Source organism: Streptomyces sp. NPDC040410, from assembly GCF_055595715.1.
In genome coordinates this window covers 178,154-198,103 of sequence record NZ_JBVIVK010000015.1, presented here as the reverse complement: position 1 = coordinate 198,103, position 19,950 = coordinate 178,154, and the positions used below count along the sequence as shown (strand labels likewise).

Below are 19,950 nucleotides of genomic sequence, written 5' to 3'. Positions count from 1 at the left end.
CCCTCAGAAAAGGGGCTCGGGCAGCACGCCTTCCAGGGCCAGCAGCTTCCGTTTGGTCTCCAGGCCGCCACCGAATCCGCCGATGCCGCCGTCACTCTCGACCACCCGGTGGCAGGGCACGACGACCGGCAGCGGATTGGATCCCATCGCCACCCCCACCGCCTGGGCCGCGCCCGGCTGACCGGCCCGGCCGGCCAGATCGCCATAGCCGACGACCGTGCCGTACGGCACGCCGGACGCCAGCTCGCGCAGCACCTGCCGGTTGAAGCCCGAGATCAACGACCAGTCCAGTGGCAGCTCGAAGTCGTGCCGCTGACCCGCGAAGTACGCCTCGACCTGGCGTATCGCCTCGGCCAGCAGCGGGGAGCCGGGTGCCTCGACGGGCTCGCTGCCGAGCCGGGCCGCGAGCCGGTCGAGCGTCTTGTCGCGCACCGCAGTGGTGGCGTGGAAGACGACGTTGACCAGGCCCTCGCGGGTCGCGGCCAGCAGCAGGGGACCGATGCCGGTGTCGACGACGGTCCACACGACCTGCTGTTCGTACTGCCCGTGGCTGTCCATGCGCTCCACCGTACGACCCGCCACTGACAACGCCCCGGGAACGGCCGGCGGCGGTCCGTGCCGCACCCGGGGGGCGGGGTTCACCACCCGCGCAGCGCGTCCCGGACCATGTCGGGCCGGTTGGTGATGACGCCGTCGACGCCGTACCCGATCACCTGGCGGGCGGTCCCGGCGTCGTTCACGGTCCAGGCGGTGACCTCCAGGGGCCTGCCGTGCGCACCCTTGAACACATGGACGGCGGAGACATATCCCCGTGAGATGGCACTGTGTGAGGGATTGATCTGGTCGGTGAACGCCGCGAACTCTGGCAGGTCCGCCACGGACGGAGCACCCAGGTAGCCGGTCTTGACCTCGGGCTTCAGGCTGTGCACCAGCCGGATGCTGGCCGCGCTGAAGCTCTGCACGATCAGCCGTCCGGTGAGGTGCCGCTGGTCGAGCCACCCCTCGTTGCCGAGGACGTGGAGGGTCTGCCGCTCGATGTCCGGGTACAGCTGGGGGTTCTTGATCTCCAGGAGCAGCTTCTGGTGATTGCGGTCGACGCGGTTCACGTACTGCTCGAGTGTCGGCACGCGCGCGTCCGTGTACGCGTGACCGAACCAGCTCCCCGCGTCGAGGCGTGCGATCTCGGCGGCGGTGAAGTCCTTCACCTTCCAGGGCGCCCGGCCGGGGAAGACCTCCTCGACATCGGTGGTGCGCCGCAGGCTGTCGTCGTGGATGACGACGAGTTCCCCGTCCTTGGTGCGCTGGACGTCGTTCTCGACCCACTCGATGCCGAGCCTGGCCGCCTCGTCGACGGCGACCAGGGTGTTCTCGGGTGCGTACGCGGACGCACCTCGGTGGGCGATGACCGAGGTCCGCTCGCGGGCCGTGGTCGAGGGAGTGTCGTGGGCCGCGGTGGCGGGCGTGTCGCGGGCCGGGGGGGCGGGGCTGACGCGGACCGGGGCACCGGGGGTGACGCGGGCCAGGGCGCCGGGGGTGGGGAACAACAGGGCGGCGGTCCCCAGGAGCGCGGTGGTCGTGGCGGCAACTGCGCGCGCGTGCATGCGTACTCCTCGCGTCGAATGATCACAGACAGTTCAACTTTGACAGCAGAGGGTCAACAGTAGATGGGTACAGAATGACCACAGACCGAATGGAGTCGCTCCAAGTCCGCTCACTGATGCCGCACATGTGGGGCAAGGGCGTGTTTCTTTGCCGGAGAATCGTTCGACCATTCCGGTGGGAGTCATACTCTCTGCCTCAACCCTGATCGCCCGGGCGGTCCCGGGAGGGGGCGCATTTCAGCGAATTCCAGGACGCAACAGGGCGGAAGGTGGCCGCGCATGCAGGGCACGGTCGACGGATTCAGCTACGGACTCGTCACACCGCTGGTGGCCTACCTCATGGCGTGCCTCGGTGGTGCCCTCGGCCTGCGCTGCACCACCAGATCGATGCTCGTCGCCCGCTCGTGGCGCCCCGGCTGGCTCGCCCTCGGCTCGGCGGCGATCGGCTCCGGCATATGGACCATGCACTTCATCGCGATGATGGGGTTCACGGTCGAGGAGGCGCCGATCCATTACGACAAGCCGACGACGTACGCGAGCCTGGGCGTCGCGATTCTGATGGTGGGCGTCGGGATCTTCATCGTCGGCTACAAAGGCGCTAAGGGAACCGCGCTTTTCACCGGGGGCACCATCACCGGCCTGGGCATCGCCTCGATGCATTACCTGGGCATGGCGGGCATGCGCCTCAACGGAAAACTGGAGTACAACACCTTCACGGTCGCCGCCTCCGTGGTCATAGCCGTCGTCTCGGCCACCGCGGCGCTCTGGGCCGCCGGCCAGGTCAGGGGGTTCCTCTGGAGCGTGGGCGCGAGTCTCGTCATGGGGTTCGCCGTCAGCGGCATGCACTACACCGGGATGGCCGCGCTCAGCGTCCACCTGCACGGCACCACCGGCCCCGGCTCGGGTGACTCGGCGGCCAGCCTGCTCGGGCCCATGCTGATCGGCCCGCTCGCCTTCCTCCTCCTGGCGGGCGTCGTCGTCATGTTCGATCCGCTGATGGTCATGGGAAAGCCGGACTGGACCCCCGTCGAGAACAAGCCGGGCGTCCCCGTCCGCAGAACCACCCCACACCCCGGCCACCACCCCGCGCCCCGCCTCCGGCGGCACCAGGGCCACCGCGGCTCCCGCACCCCGCAGAACCGCTGATCCGGCCTCGTTGTCAGTCGAGGGTCGTACGGTGGATTCCATGCGGCCCGTTTCCAGCATCGAACGCACGGTGGCGCCCTTCGAGGTCGTCAGCCCCTACCAGCCCAACGGCGACCAGCCCCAGGCCATCGCCGAGCTCGCCCGGCGCATCGAGGCAGGCGAGAGGGACGTCGTCCTGCTCGGCGCCACCGGCACCGGCAAGTCCGCCACCACCGCGTGGATGATCGAGAAGCTCCAGCGCCCCACGCTCGTGATGGCGCCGAACAAGACCCTGGCCGCCCAGCTGGCGAACGAGTTCCGGGAGCTCCTGCCGAACAACGCCGTCGAGTACTTCGTCTCGTACTACGACTACTACCAGCCCGAGGCCTACGTCCCCCAGTCGGACACCTACATCGAGAAGGACTCCTCGATCAATGAGGAGGTCGAGCGCCTGCGCCACTCCGCGACCAACTCGCTTCTCACCCGCCGCGACGTCGTCGTGGTCGCCTCGGTCTCCTGCATCTACGGCCTCGGTACTCCGCAGGAGTACGTGGACCGCATGGTCCCCCTCAAGGTCGGGGAGGAATTCGACCGGGACCAGCTGCTGCGCCGCTTTGTGGACATCCAGTACACGCGCAACGACACGGCCTTCACCCGCGGCACCTTCCGCGTCCGCGGCGACACCATCGAGATCTTCCCGGTCTACGAGGAGCTCGCGGTCCGCATCGAGATGTTCGGCGACGAGATCGAGGCCCTGTCCACGCTCCACCCGATCACCGGCGAGATCATCAGCGACGACGAGCAGCTGTACGTCTTCCCGGCCTCCCACTACGTCGCCGGCCCCGAGCGCATGGAACGGGCCGTGAACGACATAGAGAAAGAACTCGGGGAGCGCCTGGCCGACCTGGAGAAACAGGGCAAGCTCCTGGAGGCACAGCGCCTGCGGATGCGCACCACGTACGACATCGAGATGCTCCGCCAGATCGGCTCCTGCTCCGGCGTCGAGAACTACTCGATGCACTTCGACGGCCGTTCGCCCGGCTCCCCGCCCAACACCCTGCTCGACTACTTCCCGGACGACTTCCTGCTCGTCATCGACGAGTCGCACGTCACCGTGCCGCAGATCGGCGCCATGTACGAGGGCGACGCCTCCCGCAAGCGCACCCTCGTCGACCACGGTTTCCGCCTGCCCTCCGCTCTCGACAACCGTCCCCTGAAGTGGGAGGAGTTCCAGGAGCGGATCGGCCAGACCGTCTACCTGTCGGCCACTCCGGGCAAGTACGAGCTCTCGCGCGCCGACGGCGCCGTCGAGCAGATCATCCGCCCCACCGGTCTGGTCGACCCGGAGGTCGTCGTCAAGCCCACCGAGGGCCAGATCGACGACCTGGTGCACGAGATCCGGGGGCGCACGGAGAAGGACGAACGCGTCCTGGTCACCACGCTCACCAAGAAGATGGCCGAGGACCTCACGGACTACTTCCTGGAGCTCGGCATCCAGGTCCGCTATCTGCACAGCGACGTCGACACGCTGCGCCGCGTCGAGCTGCTGCGCGAACTGCGCTCGGGCGAGTTCGACGTCCTGGTCGGCATCAACCTGCTGCGTGAGGGACTCGACCTGCCCGAGGTTTCCCTGGTGGCCATCCTCGACGCCGACAAGGAAGGCTTCCTGCGCTCCGGCACCTCCCTGATCCAGACCATCGGCCGAGCCGCGCGCAACGTCTCCGGCCAGGTCCACATGTACGCCGACAAGATCACCCCGGCGATGGAGAAGGCCATCGATGAGACCAACCGCCGCCGGGAGAAGCAGGTCGCGTACAACAAGGAAATGGGCATCGATCCCCAGCCGCTCCGCAAGAAGATCAACGACATCGTCGCGCAGATCGCCCGTGAGGACATCGACACGGAGCAGCTGCTCGGATCGGGCTACCGCAAGACGAAGGACGGCAAGGGTGCCAAGGCCCCCGTGCCCGCGCTCGGCGGCAAGGCCGCCAAGGGCGGCAAGGCCGCCGGCAGGGCCAAGGAGACGGTACCGACCGACCGTCCCGCGGCCGAACTCACCGAGCAGATCGAGGAGATGACGGCGCGCATGCGCGCCGCCGCCGCGGATCTCCAGTTCGAGATCGCGGCGCGGCTGCGCGACGAGGTCTCCGAGATGAAGAAGGAACTGCGCCAGATGAAGGAAGCGGGCCTGTCCTGACCTTCGGCCACGGGGCGGCCCGGCCGGCCGGGCCGCCCCGTGCGTGCTGTGTTGCAAGACCGACACAAAGTCCGGCCCGGGTGGCGTCACTGTCAGTGGCTCTGCATAGGGTTCTCATCATCCGCGGACTCCGCGGCAACAGGGGACAGTTCGAGAGGGGAATCAGCGCGTGACCGTCAACATGACCAAGGGTCAGGCCATCAGTCTGCAGAAGAACGACGGGGGCAGCCTGACCGCGGTGCGTATGGGTCTCGGCTGGCAGGCCGCTCCCCGGCGCGGCCTGTTCGGCTCGCGCACACGGGAGATCGACCTCGACGCCTCCGCCGTCCTGTTCGCGGACAAGCAGCCGGTCGACGTCGTCTTCTTCCGCCACCTGGTGAGCGACGACGGCTCGGTGCGCCACACCGGCGACAACCTCGTCGGTGGTGTCGGCCAGGGCGGCGACGACGAGGCCATCCTCGTCGACCTGGCGCGCGTCCCGGTCCACATCGACCAGATCGTCTTCACCGTCAATTCCTTCACGGGCCAGACCTTCCAGGAGGTGCAGAACGCGTTCTGCCGCCTGGTCGACGAGACCAACGGCCAGGAGCTCGCCCGCTACACACTGGCGGGCGGCGGCGCCTACACCGCGCAGATCATGGCGAAGGTGCACCGCACGGGCCCGGGCTGGACGATGACGGCCCTCGGCACTCCGGCCAACGGCCGCACCTTCCAGGACCTGATGCCGGCGATCCTGCCGCACCTGTAGGGCAGCCGGGCGAGGAGCACAGGACACAGGACACGGCGACACAGGGGGACAACGCGATGACGGCCGAGCTGGTGCGGGGGCAGAACCACCCGCTCTCCCAGGCCCGTCTGGAGATCCGGGTCTCGGCCGGCACGCCGGTCGTGGCCGCGGCCACGCTCGGCGACGAGCAGGGCAGGGTCCACGGCGTCGAGTGGGTGGCCCACCCGGGCGCACCCACCCTGCCAGGGCTCGAGGTCTCCAAGCAGGCGGCCGCGGACCATCGCCTCGCGGTGGACCTGGACGCCATGCCGGAGGTTGTGCACCGGGTCAGCGTGCTGCTCGCCCTGCCCGTCGGGAGCGGGGGAGGCCCGGTCCGCTTCGGCGCCGTCACCGCCCCCTTCGCCGCGGTCACCGGCCTCGACGGCACCGAGGTCGCGAGCTACACCCTCACCGGTCTGGAGGCCGAGTCGGCCGTCGTCGCCCTGGAGCTCTATCGCCGGCAGGCGGCCTGGAAGGTGCGCGCCGTCGGCCAGGGTTACGCGGGCGGCCTCGCCGAACTCCTCACCGACCAAGGCCTGCCCCAGGCACACCAGCTCGCGGGCAGCATCAACGAGGCGGTGGCCCAGGGCCTGGCCCGCTCGGTGCCGGCGCCCCCGCCGCGCACGCCCGACGCCGAACGCTCCCGGCAGGCGGCCGCACCGGCGCTCGGCCCGGACCAGAGCGGCTCCGCACCCCAGGGCGCCCCCGACGCCGTACCGCCGCAGCCGGTGTCTCCGTACGGACAGCAGGGCACGCACGGGTCGCAGGCGCCTGGCGTGCCGGGGCCGTCCGCACCGCAGCCGCCGTATCAGGGCGGAGCCACGGACCCTTCCACCGGCGCCCAGCCCTCCGCCCCCACCGTCGGCGGCCCGATCAACTACAGCCACCCGCGCCGGCAGAATGCGGCCCCACCGCCGCCTCCGCCGACCGCGCCCCCCACCCCACCAGGGCAGCCCGCGCAGCCCGTTGCCGGCGACGCCACCGGCTGGTCCATGGACGAGCGGCTCTACAACCAGGTGTGGGGCATGTTCGAGGACCTGGCCCGTACGACAGCCGCGTACCGCAGCGCCGTGGACTTCGCCGACTCGCGCATGGAGAAGGAGCTCGACCAGGTCCTGTCCGACCCGCGCAGCAGGATCGGCGGACAGGGTGACGCCGCGCGCGAGGCGGCCCGCGCCAAGCACACCCAGCTCGTCGAGCAGGCCCGGGCTGCCCTCGACCGGGACCTCGCCCAGCTCACCGCCGAGGCCGAAGTCGTCGAGCCCGCACTGCCACCGGCGTACGCGCGCTGGGACAACCCCGTCTGGCACGGCTACCGCGTGCCGATGGAGGGCCCCATGGCCCTGCGCCTGGGCGATCTCCATCTGCCCGAGGCGGCCCGGTTGCGCATCCCCATGCTGGTCCGTCTTCCCCTGGAGCGCGGCCTGTGGATCGACAGCGGACGCGCCGGATCGCTCGACGGCTCGTTCGCCGACTCTCATGAGCTGCGACGCCTCGCGATGGACACGGCGGTGGCGCACGCGGCCCGGCTGCTCGCCGTCTATCCGGCGGGCGAGTTCACCGTGCACGTCATAGATCCCGCGGGTTCGGGTGCGCAGGCGCTCGCCCCACTGCTGCAGACCGGTGTGCTCGCGGCCCCGCCCGCCGTCGGTGCCGCGGGCGTGGCGGACGTCCTGGCCCGGCTCACCCAGCGCGTCGACCTGGTGCAGATGGCGGTGCGCGGCGGCGCGGCCGACTCGCTCCCGCCCGGCTTCGACACGTCCGAGCAGTTGCTCGTCGTCAACGACTTCCCGCACGGCTTCGACGACCGGGCCGTGACCCAGTTGCGCTACCTCGCGGACGAGGGCCCGGCCGTCGGCGTCCACCTGATGATGGTCGCGGACCGCGAGGAGGCCGCCGGCTACGGCCCGTTGCTCGACCCACTGTGGCGTTCGCTGCTGCGGCTCACACCGGTGCCCGACGACCACCTCGCCGACCCGTGGGTGGGGCACGCCTGGACGTACGAGCCCTCGCCCGTGCCGTCCGGCAGCCAGGTGCTCCAGCAGGTGCTCACCCAGGTCGCCGCGGCCCGCCGATCGTGGAACAGCTGACCGCCGACCTCACCTTCACCAAGCGCTGGTAAAGCCATCTGACCAGGCAATTTGGTTCTTGTTTTACTAAGTCCTTTACCTTTCCTTGGTGAATGGGGTACTGTTTTCCACACGGAGGGGAGTACTCCCCGTCTGCTGCGGCGTACCCGTCAATACGGATCAGTCAGATCCCGGGGCGTCGGCCCATCGTGGGTGGAAGAGACCTCCGGCAGCGACGACGCTGACATCTGACGTTACGTACTGCCGGAGGCGCAGTGGATGTTTCCGCGACCCTGTGGGTCCTGACCATCGTGGGCCTTGCCGCCCTGATCGCGGTCGACTTCTTCATCGGCCGCAAGCCGCACGACGTGTCCATCAAGGAAGCCGGAATCTGGACCGTCGTCTGGATCACCCTGGCCGGTCTCTTCGGGGCCGGTCTGCTCGTCTTCGGAGGCGGCCAGCCCGCCGGCGAGTTCTTCGCGGGCTTCATCACCGAGAAGTCGCTGAGCGTCGACAACCTCTTCGTCTTCGTCCTGATCATGGCGAAGTTCGCCGTGCCCTCGCAGTACCAGCAGCGGGTGCTGATGGTCGGCGTGCTCATAGCCCTGGTGCTGCGCGCGCTCTTCATCGCCGCAGGTGCCGCGATCCTCGCCAGCTTCTCGTGGGTGTTCTTCCTCTTCGGCGCCTTCCTGATCTGGACCGCCTGGAAGCTCATCCAGGAAGCCCGGGCCGACGAGGAGGACGAGGAGTACGAGGAGAACAAGCTGCTCAAGGCCGCCGAGCGTCGCTTCGGCGTGGCCGAGCGCTACCACGGCACCAAGCTGTGGATCCAGCAGAACGGCAAGCGGGTCATGACGCCGATGCTGGTCGTGATGCTCGCGATCGGCACCACCGACGTCCTGTTCGCGCTCGACTCCATCCCCGCGATCTTCGGCCTGACGCAGGACCCGTACATCGTCTTCACCGCCAACGCGTTCGCGCTGATGGGTCTGCGGCAGCTGTACTTCCTCATCGGGGGTCTGCTGAAGAAGCTGGTGCATCTCAGCTACGGACTGTCGATCATCCTCGGCTTCATCGGCGTCAAGCTGGTGCTGCACGCACTGCACGAGTCCGGGGTCCGTGTCCCCGAGATCAGCATCCCGGTCTCGCTCGGCGTGATCTGCGCGGTCCTGATCGTCACCACGATCACGAGCCTCAGAGCCTCCAGGAAGCAGGCGGCGGCCGAGGCGGCGCAGGCTCGGACCGAAGGCGCTCCGAAGGACAGCATCGAGGCCTGACCACGTCGGACGTAGAAACGACCACCACCGGGGGCGGTGCGCGGCGAATTTGCCGAGGCTCGCCGTCAATCCGTGGACGGCCCGCACTCTCGTGCGCGGACGCGTACGCGCCACGTCACCCGGTGGCCGGCTCCGCCACCACCACCGGCGCCGGACGGGTCTCGGGCAGCAGCGCGAAACACCCCAGACTGAGCAGGGCGATCGCCGTCAGATACGCACCCACGCCCCAGGGGACCCGGCCGCCCCGCTCGGCAAGGGCGGTCGCCACGATCGGAGTGAGCGCGCCCCCGAGGACCCCGCCGAGGTTGTAGCCGACCGCGGCGCCCGTGCAGCGCACCCGCGGCTCGTACAACTCCGGCAGATACGCGGCGATCACCGCGAACATCGTGACGAAGGCGAGCAGCGCGCCCATGAAGCCGAGGAACATCAGCAGTGGCGCACCCGTCGCGAGCAGCGCGACCATCGGGAACATCCACACAGCGGCTGCCGCACAGCCGGCCAGACACAGCGGCCGCCGTCCGTAACGGTCGCCGAGCAGGGCGGCCAGCGGTGTGAGCGACCCCTTCACCACCACCGCGGCCATGATGCAGGCGAGCATGACGGTACGGCTCACCCCGAGGCGCTCCGTCGCATAGGCGAGGGACCAGGTCGTCACCGCGTAGAAGATCGCGTACCCGACGGCCAGCGCCCCGGCGGTCAGCAGGACGAGCCGCCAGTGGTCGCGCGCCACCTCGGCGAGCGGCACGCGCGCGTGGTCGTCGATTTCGAGGAACCGGGGACTCTCGGCGAGCGACGAACGCAGCCACAGCCCCACCACGGCCAGCACTCCGGCCGCCCAGAACGGCACGCGCCATCCCCACGCGGCGAACTGCGCCTCGGACAGCGTCGCCGACAGCACCAGCACCACGCCGTTGGCGAGCACGAAGCCCACCGCCGGTCCGACCTGCGGGAAGCTCGACCACAGGGCGCGCCGTTCGGCGGGCGCGTGCTCGGCGGTGAGCAGCACGGCCCCGCCCCACTCCCCGCCGAGCCCGAGCCCCTGCAGGAAACGCAGCGCCAAGAGCAGCAGGGGGGCGGCCACGCCGATCGTGTCGTACGTCGGTACGCAGCCGACCGCGACCGTCGAGGCGCCGGTCAGCAGCAGCGAGGCGACGAGGACCGGCCGCCGTCCGTGCCGGTCGCCGACATGCCCGAACAGCACCGACCCCAACGGCCGTGCGACGAAGCCCACGCCGAATGTCGCGAACGCGGCCAGCGTGCCCGCCACCGGCGAGAACGTCGGGAAGAACAGCGGCCCGAGAACCAGCGCCGCGGCGGTCCCGTAGACGAAGAAGTCGTAGAACTCGATGGCCGTCCCGGCGAGCGAGGCGACCGCGAGCCGCAGCATGGAAGGAGCCCTTACGGCGCGTACGTCGTGCATGCCGCGTCAACCACCCACGGTGACCGGGGGTTACGGGGGCGCGGGAGTGCCTGTCCCCGCGAAAGTGCGCCCCCTCACCCTCCCCGCGCACCGTGATAGACCGGGTCTGAGCAGCGGTCCTCAGCGGATCGCCCCCTGAACGGACCGGAGGAACCGTGCCCCGCACCCTGGCCAACGCCCCGATCATGATCCTCAACGGCCCCAATCTGAACCTGCTCGGCCAGCGCCAGCCGGAGATCTACGGCTCCGACACCCTCGCCGACGTCGAGGCCCTGTGTGCCAAGGCGGCCGCCGCGCACGGCGGCACGGTGGACTTCCGCCAGTCCAACCACGAGGGCGAGTTGGTGGACTGGATCCACGAGGCGCGGCTGAACCACTGCGGGATCGTGATCAACCCAGGCGCCTACTCGCACACGTCCGTCGCGATCCTGGATGCGCTCAACACCTGCGACGGCCTTCCCGTGTTGGAGGTCCACATCTCCAACATCCACCAGCGCGAGACGTTCCGGCACCACTCGTACGTCTCGCTGCGCGCCGACGGAGTCATCGCTGGATGCGGTGTGCAGGGGTACGTCTTCGGCGTGGAGCGGGTCGCGGCGCTGGCGGGCGCGACGCAGGCCGACACATAAGGACCGTTGGCCGGGCGTGCAGCTGTTCACAGCCGTCCGGCCTCCACGATCCCTCGCAGGAAGCGCTGCGTGAGCGAGGACGACGGTGAGAGCATGCGCGAGCACTGGTGCATGGTCCGCGCCGACCTGGCCCACGAACTCCGGGTCGAGGGCCGCGGTGATCTCGTCGACAGCAGCAGCCGGGAACGTACGGCGAGGGCGCGGACGGTCGTGCCCGCTGCCGCTGACCGCTGCTCAGCCGGTTCGGACACTCGGGGGAGCGCGTGGCGCGCGTTTGGCCCGTTGGAAGAACGACGTCGCCGGGGCCGCCGGTCGAGGGCGGGGATCGGAGGACCGGCGGCCCGTACCGCTCAGGAGCCGTCATCCTGTGCGGGGCTGCTACCAGTTGACTGCGCAACCACGTGCGCCGGGAGCGCGTGTTCGGAGCCGGTGCGTGTGAACGGTTCACACGGGGCGCGTGCGCGGTGTGCGCGCGGCGCGCTCACTCCGCGCACGCCGGGGCTCACTGACCCACGCCGGTGCTCACCACCCCCTCGCGTGCCACTCCGGCAGATGCGGGCGCTCCGCGCCCAGCGTGGTGTCGTCGCCGTGCCCCGGATAGACCCAGGTCTCGTCCGGCAGCACGCCGAAGATCTTCGTCTCGACGTCATGGATCAGGCTGGCGAACGCCTGAGGATCCTTGCGGGTGTTGCCCACGCCGCCCGGGAAGAGGCAGTCGCCGGTGAAGACATGGGGATGCCCGTGGGGATCGTCGTACACGAGGGCGATCGAACCGGGCGTGTGCCCGACCAGGTGGCGCGCGGTGAGCTCCACACGCCCCACCCGGATGACGTCCCCGTCGTCGACGAGGACGTCGGTCGGCACCGGGATGCCTTCCGCGTCGTCGCGGCCGGCATACGTGCGTGCGCCGGTGGCCGCGACGACCTCGCCGAGCGCCTGCCAGTGGTCGCCGTGCTGGTGCGTGGTGACGACGGCAGCGATGCCGTCGTCACCGATCATGCCGAGCAGCGTGCCGGCGTCGTTCGCGGCGTCGATCAGCAACTGCTCGTCCGTGGCCCGGCAGCGCAGCAGATAGGCGTTGTTGTCCATCGGGCCGACCGCGATCTTGGTGATCATCAGGTCCTTGAGCTCGTGCACGTCCGCCGGTCCGCCGACCGTCACCTGTCCGCTGTACGTCATGGCGGCCAGCCTATAGCGGGGGGCGGTCCCGGGACCGCCCCCGCGCTACAGCGGAGGAAGCGCCGGCAGCGCACCGCCGCCCACTGCCAGCGCCGAGCCGTCACGGCGCCCGGCGAGCCAGCCGAGCAGGTCGGGTGCGGGGCCGGTGACGGTGACCTCGGGTGTGCTCGCCGCCCGGCCCGTGCTCCACGCGTGCGTGCCGTCCCTGAGGCGCGTCTGCGCCACGTCGGGGTGTCCGCCGAACCGCTCCGCGAGGAAGTCGATCTCCCGCTCCACGAACTCCGCCGGGAGGTCCTCCAGCTCGTACCCGATGCCGAGGTCGACGTGATGCAGCTCCACCTCGATCCACCGCCGGAACGGCACCCGGGACGCCGAGTCGGTGACTCCGTTGCGCAGCTCGACCGTGCGTGACCAGTCCGCCGGCGCGGCCCCCGCCTCCTGGAAGCGGGCCGCGCTCTCACGCAGGTCTGCGAGCTGGACGTCGAGAGGGCGCGGGGCGTCCCGCTCGATGTCCGCGTCCCTCGCGTCACCGGAGACGTACATGGGGCGGCCTTCGAGGACGTTCACGAGGGCGTCGGCGTTGCGGGCGAGGTGGGCGAGGACGTGGCCGCGGGTCCAGCCGGGAAGGCGTGACGGCTCGGCCGCTGCGGCGCTGTCCAGCTTGGCGACTGCGATGAGCAGGCGGTCGGTCGCGTCACGTACAGACGCCAGGTCACGTGCGTGATCAATCATGGTACTGACCCTAGCCCCTCCACACCTTTGGGTGAAGGTGGTGAAGCGGTGCCGTAAATCGAATGCGCGTGCTATATGGTCGTGGACGGCGTCGGGCATGCTGGATGGCCGGGGTTTGTTATGCACTCCGGGAATCCGACCGGCGTTGTCAGTGGCTCCCCCTAGTCTGAGAAAGCACGGGGGCCCCGCCCCTGTCACTCTTCTCAAGAAAGGTGCGGACCGGCGTGGCCGACCGTCTCATCGTCCGTGGCGCGCGCGAGCACAACCTGAAGAACGTCTCGCTCGACCTGCCACGCGACTCGCTCATCGTCTTCACGGGCCTGTCCGGGTCGGGCAAGTCCTCCCTGGCCTTCGACACGATCTTCGCCGAGGGCCAGCGGCGCTACGTGGAGTCGCTCTCCTCGTACGCCCGCCAGTTCCTCGGGCAGATGGACAAGCCGGACGTCGACTTCATCGAGGGCCTCTCGCCGGCCGTCTCCATCGACCAGAAGTCGACCTCACGCAACCCGCGCTCGACGGTCGGCACCATCACCGAGGTCTACGACTATCTGCGACTGCTCTTCGCGCGCATCGGCAAGCCGCACTGTCCCGAATGCGGCCGCCCGATCTCGCGCCAGTCGCCGCAGGCCATCGTCGACAAGGTTCTGGAGCTGCCGGAGGGGAGCCGCTTCCAGGTCCTGTCGCCGCTGGTGCGCGAGCGCAAGGGCGAGTTCGTCGATCTCTTCGCCGATCTCCAGACCAAGGGTTACAGCCGCGCGCGCGTGGACGGCGAGACGATCCAGCTCTCCAACCCGCCCACCCTGAAGAAGCAGGAGAAGCACACCATCGAGGTGGTCGTCGACCGCCTCACGGTCAAGGACTCCGCCAAGCGCCGCCTCACGGACTCCGTCGAGACCGCCCTCGGACTGTCCGGCGGCATGGTCGTACTCGACTTCGTCGACCTCCCCGAGGACGACCCCGAGCGCGAGCGCATGTACTCGGAGCACCTGTACTGCCCGTACGACGACCTGTCCTTCGAGGAGCTGGAGCCCCGCTCGTTCTCCTTCAACTCGCCCTTCGGCGCCTGCCCCGAGTGCACCGGCATCGGTACGCGCATGGAGGTCGACCCCGAACTGATCGTCCCGGACGAGGACAAGTCGCTCGACGAGGGTGCCATCCACCCGTGGTCGCACGGCCACACCAAGGACTACTTCGGCCGACTCATCGGCGCCCTCGCGGACGCGTTGGGATTCCGGACGGACATCCCCTTCGCGGGCCTGCCGCAGCGCGCCAAGAAGGCACTGCTCCAGGGCCACAAGACACAGATCGAGGTCCGCTACCGCAACCGGTACGGGCGCGAGCGCGTGTACACGACGCCCTTCGAAGGCGCAGTCCCCTTCGTCAAGCGCCGGCACAGCGAGGCCGAGAGCGACGCCAGCCGCGAGCGCTTCGAGGGCTACATGCGCGAGGTGCCCTGCCCCACCTGTGAGGGCACTCGCCTCAAGCCGATCGTCCTCGCGGTCACGATCATGGAGAAGTCGATCGCCGAGGTCTCCGCGATGTCCATCAGCGACTGCGCGGACTTCCTGGGCGAGCTGAAGCTGAGCGCCCGCGACAAGAAGATCGCCGAGCGGGTGCTGAAGGAGGTAAACGAGCGGCTGCGGTTCCTGGTCGACGTGGGCCTGGACTACCTCTCGCTGAACCGGGCGGCCGGCACCCTCTCCGGCGGCGAGGCCCAGCGCATCCGTCTGGCCACCCAGATCGGCTCCGGACTCGTCGGCGTGCTGTACGTCCTGGACGAGCCGTCCATCGGCCTGCACCAGCGCGACAACCACCGGCTGATCGAGACCCTGGTCCGGCTGCGCGACATGGGCAACACGCTCATCGTCGTCGAGCACGACGAGGACACCATCAAGGTCGCCGACTGGGTCGTCGACATCGGTCCCGGCGCGGGCGAGCACGGCGGCAAGGTCGTGCACAGCGGTTCCCTGAAGGAGTTGCTCGCCAACGCCGAGTCGCAGACCGGCCAGTACCTGTCCGGCAAGAAGTCCATCCCGCTGCCGGACATCCGGCGTCCGCGTGACCCGTCCCGGCAGCTCACCGTGCACGGCGCCCGCGAGAACAACCTCCAGGACATCGACGTGTCCTTCCCGCTGAGCGTGTTCACCGCGGTCACGGGCGTGTCCGGCTCCGGCAAGTCGACGCTGGTCAACGACATCCTGTACACGCACCTGGCCCGCGAGCTGAACGGCGCCCGCAACGTGCCCGGGCGGCACACGCGCGTGGACGGCGACGACCTCGTCGACAAGGTCGTGCACGTCGACCAGTCGCCCATCGGCCGCACGCCCCGGTCGAACCCGGCGACGTACACCGGCGTCTTCGACCACATCCGCAGGCTGTTCGCCGAGACCACCGAGGCGAAGGTCCGCGGTTACCAGCCCGGCCGCTTCTCCTTCAACGTCAAGGGCGGCCGCTGCGAGAACTGCGCGGGCGACGGCACGATCAAGATCGAGATGAACTTCCTCCCGGACGTGTACGTCCCGTGCGAGGTCTGCCACGGCGCCCGCTACAACCGGGAGACCCTGGAGGTCCACTACAAGGGCAAGTCCATCGCCGAGGTCCTGAACATGCCGATCGAGGAAGCCTTCGACTTCTTCGAGGCCGTCCCCGCGATCGCCCGCCACCTCAGGACGCTGCACGACGTCGGTCTCGGCTACGTCCGCCTCGGCCAGTCCGCGACCACCCTGTCCGGCGGTGAGGCCCAGCGCGTGAAGCTCGCGAGCGAGCTGCAGCGCCGGTCCACCGGGCGCACGGTGTACGTGCTCGACGAGCCGACCACCGGTCTGCACTTCGAGGACATCAGCAAGTTGCTGACGGTCCTCGCCGGCCTGGTCGACAAGGGCAACACGGTCATCGTCATCGAGCACAACCTGGACGTGATCAAGACCGCCGACTGGGTCGTCGACATGGGGCCCGAGGGCGGCGCCGGCGGCGGTCTGGTGGTCGCCGAGGGCACCCCCGAGCAGGTCGCCGCGATTCCGGCCAGCCACACCGGCAAGTTCCTGCGGGAGATCCTCGGAGCCGACCGGATCAGCGACGCCGCCCCGAGCGCTCCGCGCAAGGCCGCGGCCAGGGCGGTCGCGGCCAAGTCGACTGCCAAGAAGACGGCGACCGCCCGGACGACCAGGACCGCGAACAGCACGGCGACCAAGAAGGCGGCCGGCGTCACGAAGAAGGCCGCGCCCGCGAAGAAGACAACCCGGGCCCGCAAGGCCTGAGCCCGCGCGTCGAAATGCCTCGGCGCAGACGGGGCCGACGTATCCGAAAGGTGCGCTGCCCCCGCGGGAACTCCCCGCGGGGGCAGCGTACGTCGGACACGGGGACGTCGTCGCTGCGGCTGTGCCGGTTGCCCTGCGGGCAACCGGCACAGCCGCACTGCTGGTTGCAGCGCGCGCGGCCGCGGCGCCGGGGTAACGGGAAACATCTCAGGGCCCATGCCCGTCGGCCTGCGCCCGGACACCACGCCGCCCCCGCCTCAGGCCCCCTACACTTCTCCCAGCTCGGACGCGTACGGCGGCTCGGCGCCCGCACGGGAGCAGGTGATCGCCGCCGCGCGCGCCGCGAACCGCAGCAGTCGTCCCCAGCCGTCGGCGCCGAGTCCCGAGAGCGTCTGCGGAGACAGGGCGTCCTGGGCGGACAGACCGTGCAGCAAGGCCGCGTTCACCGTGTCGCCGGCGCCGATCGTGTCCACGACGTCGACCTTCTCGCCCGGCACGGAGTGCTCGGCCCCGTCCCGGGTGAACACCGTCAGACCGTCACCGCCCCGGGTGATCACGATGGCCGAGGGACCCGCGGCGAGCCACTCCCGCGGGGTGCCGCCCAGCCACTGAGCGTCCTCCTCTGAGAGCTTGAGCAGTGACACCGACGGCAGCCAGCTCCGGAACCGGGTCCGGTAGGCGTCCGCGTCAGGGATCAGCCCCGCCCTGATGTTCGGGTCGAGCGCGGTGAACACGCCCTGAGCGGCCGCGGTCCGCATCAGCTCTTCGTAAGCACTCGCGCCCGGCTCCAGAACGAGCGAGCAGGTACCGAAGGACACGGCTCGCGCCGAGGCGGGGAGCCGGTCGGGTGCCCTGAACAGCCGGTCGGCGGTGCCGTCGACGTAGAAGGAGTAGGCGGCCGAGCCGTGCGTGTCGATCGTGGCGACCGCGAGAGTGGTCGGCTCCGGGCCGCGCTGCACACCCGACACGTCCACGCCCGCCGCCCGCAGCCCGTCGAGCAGCGCCTCGCCGAAGGCGTCGCAGGACGTGCGGGAGCAGAAGGCCGTGGGGGAGCCGAGGCGACCGAGGGCCACGGCCGTGTTGTACGGGCCGCCGCCGAGCGCCGGCTTCAGGCCCGCAAGGGCACCAGCGCCCTGCGGTACCAGATCGATCAGGGCCTCACCGGCGACGACGATCATGAGGCGGTTCCTTTCCTGGGTTTCCCGGGTTTCCCGGCGGTGCATCCGCACGACGTGCGGTGGACGAAGGTGCAGGCGAGCCGCAGGGTCCGGACGGGCCGGTCCGGCGAGGCGAGGCGCTCAAGCAGCACCCGGACCGCCTGGGCACCGATGTCCCTGCTGGGCTGGGCGATCGCCGTGAGCTGGGGCGAGAACAGGTCAGCCCAGGCGAAGTCGTCGAAGCAGCACAGGGCGATGTCCTCGGGCACGGACAGCCCGCGGTCGCGCAGGGCGCGCAGGGCCCCGATGGTCATCGTGTTGTTGGCGGTGACGAGCGCGGTGGGCGGCGCGCCGAGGGAGAGCAGGGCGGCGGTGGCTCGTTCGGCGCCGGCCGACTCGGAGTAGCCGTGCACCAGGAGGCGTTCGTCGTAAGGGAACCCGGCCGCGGCGAGGCCGTGCCGGTAACCGGTGATCCTCTCGCTGGTCGTGCTGAGTCCCGGCAGGCCTGCGACGAGGGCGATCCGGCGGTGGCCGAGTCCGGCGAGATGGGTGACCAACTGGGCCGTCGGTTCGGCACTGTCGGAGCAGACCTGGTCGAAGCGGGGTGCGCCGTGCGCGCCGGTGTCGACCACCCGGTCGAGGAGCACGGTCGGTACGTCGTGGCGGCCGAGGTAGGCGAGGAGCTCGCGCGGGTTCGGCGACGGCGCGACGATCATGCCCTCCACCCGGCGCTCGTGCAGGAGCTGGGCGACCTTGCGCTCGTGCTCCGGATCGTCGTGCGGATCGGCGATGAGCAGGCTGTAGCCCTGCTCCAGGGCGCTCGCCTCCACCCCCTGGAGGATCTCCGTGAAGTACGGATTGCTGATCGCGGACACCGCGAGCCCGATGGACCGGGTGCGTGAGGTCACCAGCGAGCGCGCCAGGGTGTTGGGCGTGTAGCCCAGCTCGTCGATGGCGTCCAGCACCGCCTGCCGGGTGTGGGGCAGCACCGGTCGGGTGTCGTTGAGCACGTGCGACACGGTCGCCACGGACACACCGGCGCTGCGTGCCACGTCGGCCATGGTCGGCATCGAGTTCCCCTTCCTTCCTCCGGCGGGGAACGTACCTCATTCAGCGGCGCACGTAAACGCTTACGCAATCGTTTACGTCTAGACGGCGTCTTTGGACACGTGCTGCTCGACCCGTCTAGGACCTGTCCGGGCGATCACGGCGGAGGAAGGCGGCGGGGCCCTGTCGGTTCCGGTGAGCTGGGTGTGGTGCGTGCAGATGCAAGGCGGAGGAGGGCGTCGACGCGGAGCGTCGGCAACCGATGACAACGCGGCAGATGTGCGTGCCACACCCCGCGTCTCCGCCGTGATCGGCCGGACAGGTCCTAGGGGCGGACGTTCACTCCCAGTCCCACCCGATGCCCACGATCCCCGACCGCACCCGTGGCTCGACGAGGTGCACGGAGTGGTGTCGCCCGCTGAGCGCCAGCTCCTGCCGGCCGCTGCGCGGCGCCGCCGCCGAGTGCTGGGTGAACCGGTGGCAGCGCGCCGGAAGCGCCCGCGGGTCGAACCGCACCTGCAGGGCGTACTGTCCGCCCGCCGACCCGAATCCGCGGACGTACTCGCGTGACACGCCTGCCGTACCGTCCTCGACCGCGTAACGGAAGAGGAACGTGTCGCCGGCGCGCAGCCGCGTGTCGAAGAGCAGCTCGGCGACGAGTACTCCGGTGTCGTGGTGCAGAAGCACGCGTCCCGTGCGGCAGTTCTCCAGCGCGTGCACCGACATGCGCCCCGGTGCGCACCCCGGATCGCCGTGGTGGACGGCCATGAAGCGGTCCACGCCGTCCCGGTGGGCGCGCATGATGTGGTGCGACTCGCGTCCCAGCAGCTCGCGGCGTGCGCCGATCCGTACCCGCTCATGGTGTCCGAGGACGTGCAGTCCGCTGTCCAGCGGCGAGCCCAGCTCCGCCAGCAGCCGTTCCAGGACGCCCGTGGCCGCCACGAGGGAGCGGTAGGAGCGTGCCGCGAGCCGCTGTGCGGCCGAGGGTTCCTCGCTCTCGGCGAGCAGGCGAATCAGTGATTCCTCCGGCAGCTGGAGTATCTCCTCCAGGGCGCGTACCGCCCGCAGCGACTCGGGGCGCTGCGGGCGCCGGGCGCCCTGCTGCCAGTAACTCAAGCTGGTCACGCCGACCTTGACCCCGTAGCGCGACAGATGGTGCTGCACACGCTGGAGCGGCAGTCCGCGGGCGGCGATGGCGGCGCGCAGCGCGACGTGGAAGGGGCCGCCTCGCAGGGCCGTGTCCAGTTCCGCGGTGGCGACGGTGGCGACGTCCGCGTGCTGTGTGGCGTGCGGCATGCAGGGGCCCTCTCTGTGAATGATCACAACGGCTGGTCAGACCGTTCGCGGTCGCCGGGGCCACCCCCGTCGGCGCCGGGGCGTCTTCACATCCGTACGCCGCCGTTCACGGCCCCGAGTTCCACCGCATTGAAGCGTGTTGACCAAGTCCCGACAACACCTGATGCCCAACGACCGCATGCTCCTGGCCGAGTTCGG

General features: G+C 70.1%; 16 protein-coding genes. 7 read left to right on the top strand and 9 right to left on the bottom strand.

Going from position 1 to position 19,950, the window contains the following annotated elements; translation table 11 throughout:
* Positions 1-3 precede the first annotated feature (3 nt).
* Complete coding sequence (locus ACZ562_RS27765) at positions 4-558, bottom strand: methylated-DNA--[protein]-cysteine S-methyltransferase (RefSeq protein WP_471184364.1); 555 nt, start codon at positions 556-558, stop codon at positions 4-6.
* An 80-nt stretch (positions 559-638) separates the two neighbouring features.
* Positions 639-1,601, bottom strand: a complete 963-nt coding sequence (locus ACZ562_RS27760) for a glycerophosphodiester phosphodiesterase (protein ID WP_471184361.1) — start codon at positions 1,599-1,601, stop codon at positions 639-641.
* A 279-nt stretch (positions 1,602-1,880) separates the two neighbouring features.
* On the opposite strand from ACZ562_RS27760, the gene ACZ562_RS27755 reads away from it, so the two are divergent.
* The 5 genes from ACZ562_RS27755 (at position 1,881) to ACZ562_RS27735 (ending at position 9,035) form a co-directional block, all read left to right on the top strand.
* The gene (locus ACZ562_RS27755; protein WP_471184359.1) at positions 1,881-2,747 is read left to right on the top strand and encodes an MHYT domain-containing protein; all 867 of its coding nucleotides are present in this window, start codon (positions 1,881-1,883) and stop codon (positions 2,745-2,747) included.
* Between the two features lie 40 nt (positions 2,748-2,787).
* The gene (gene uvrB, locus ACZ562_RS27750; RefSeq protein ID WP_471184356.1) at positions 2,788-4,923 is read left to right on the top strand and encodes an excinuclease ABC subunit UvrB; all 2,136 of its coding nucleotides are present in this window, start codon (positions 2,788-2,790) and stop codon (positions 4,921-4,923) included.
* A gap of 169 nt (positions 4,924-5,092) precedes the next feature.
* Positions 5,093-5,671, top strand: coding sequence for a TerD family protein (locus ACZ562_RS27745; protein WP_329340429.1), 579 nt, complete (start codon positions 5,093-5,095; stop codon positions 5,669-5,671).
* Between the two features lie 56 nt (positions 5,672-5,727).
* Positions 5,728-7,779, top strand: coding sequence for a TerD family protein (locus ACZ562_RS27740; protein WP_471184353.1), 2,052 nt, complete (start codon positions 5,728-5,730; stop codon positions 7,777-7,779).
* A 254-nt stretch (positions 7,780-8,033) separates the two neighbouring features.
* Positions 8,034-9,035: a TerC family protein gene (locus tag ACZ562_RS27735; RefSeq protein ID WP_471184350.1), complete on the top strand. Its 1,002-nt coding sequence runs from the start codon at positions 8,034-8,036 to the stop codon at positions 9,033-9,035.
* A 115-nt stretch (positions 9,036-9,150) separates the two neighbouring features.
* On the opposite strand, the gene ACZ562_RS27730 is transcribed toward ACZ562_RS27735, so the two are convergent.
* Positions 9,151-10,455 (bottom strand): MFS transporter, encoded by a 1,305-nt coding sequence (locus ACZ562_RS27730; protein ID WP_471184347.1) that lies wholly within the window; start codon positions 10,453-10,455, stop codon positions 9,151-9,153.
* Positions 10,456-10,610: 155 nt separating this feature from the next.
* On the opposite strand from ACZ562_RS27730, the gene aroQ reads away from it, so the two are divergent.
* Complete coding sequence (gene aroQ / locus ACZ562_RS27725; protein WP_471184345.1) at positions 10,611-11,084, top strand: type II 3-dehydroquinate dehydratase; 474 nt, start codon at positions 10,611-10,613, stop codon at positions 11,082-11,084.
* A 26-nt stretch (positions 11,085-11,110) separates the two neighbouring features.
* Here the strand turns inward: aroQ and ACZ562_RS27720 are convergent, their stop codons facing one another.
* The 3 genes from ACZ562_RS27720 to ACZ562_RS27710 all read right to left on the bottom strand — a co-directional run bounded on the left by ACZ562_RS27720 (position 11,111) and on the right by ACZ562_RS27710 (position 12,995).
* On the bottom strand, positions 11,111-11,335 hold the full coding sequence (locus tag ACZ562_RS27720; protein ID WP_471184342.1) for a hypothetical protein: 225 nt from the start codon (positions 11,333-11,335) through the stop codon (positions 11,111-11,113).
* A gap of 271 nt (positions 11,336-11,606) precedes the next feature.
* On the bottom strand, positions 11,607-12,263 hold the full coding sequence (locus ACZ562_RS27715; protein WP_471184340.1) for an MBL fold metallo-hydrolase: 657 nt from the start codon (positions 12,261-12,263) through the stop codon (positions 11,607-11,609).
* A gap of 45 nt (positions 12,264-12,308) precedes the next feature.
* A complete protein-coding gene (locus tag ACZ562_RS27710; protein ID WP_471184337.1) occupies positions 12,309-12,995 on the bottom strand; it encodes a maleylpyruvate isomerase family mycothiol-dependent enzyme in 687 nt (228 codons plus the stop codon).
* Between the two features lie 224 nt (positions 12,996-13,219).
* Between ACZ562_RS27710 and uvrA the strand changes: the two genes are divergently transcribed.
* Complete coding sequence (gene uvrA, locus ACZ562_RS27705; protein ID WP_471184334.1) at positions 13,220-16,252, top strand: excinuclease ABC subunit UvrA; 3,033 nt, start codon at positions 13,220-13,222, stop codon at positions 16,250-16,252.
* Positions 16,253-16,518: 266 nt separating this feature from the next.
* Here the strand turns inward: uvrA and ACZ562_RS27700 are convergent, their stop codons facing one another.
* From ACZ562_RS27700 to ACZ562_RS27690, 3 genes are all read right to left on the bottom strand, one after another.
* Positions 16,519-17,430 (bottom strand): carbohydrate kinase family protein, encoded by a 912-nt coding sequence (locus ACZ562_RS27700; RefSeq protein WP_471184332.1) that lies wholly within the window; start codon positions 17,428-17,430, stop codon positions 16,519-16,521.
* Positions 17,427-18,479, bottom strand: a complete 1,053-nt coding sequence (locus ACZ562_RS27695; RefSeq protein WP_471184329.1) for a LacI family DNA-binding transcriptional regulator — start codon at positions 18,477-18,479, stop codon at positions 17,427-17,429. Before ACZ562_RS27695 ends, ACZ562_RS27700 begins: the two co-directional genes overlap by 4 nt.
* Before the next feature lie 316 nt (positions 18,480-18,795).
* Positions 18,796-19,752 carry a hypothetical protein gene (locus tag ACZ562_RS27690; protein WP_471184327.1) on the bottom strand — a complete coding sequence of 319 codons (957 nt, stop codon included), beginning with the start codon at positions 19,750-19,752 and terminating at the stop codon, positions 18,796-18,798.
* Positions 19,753-19,950: the final 198 nt, after the last annotated feature.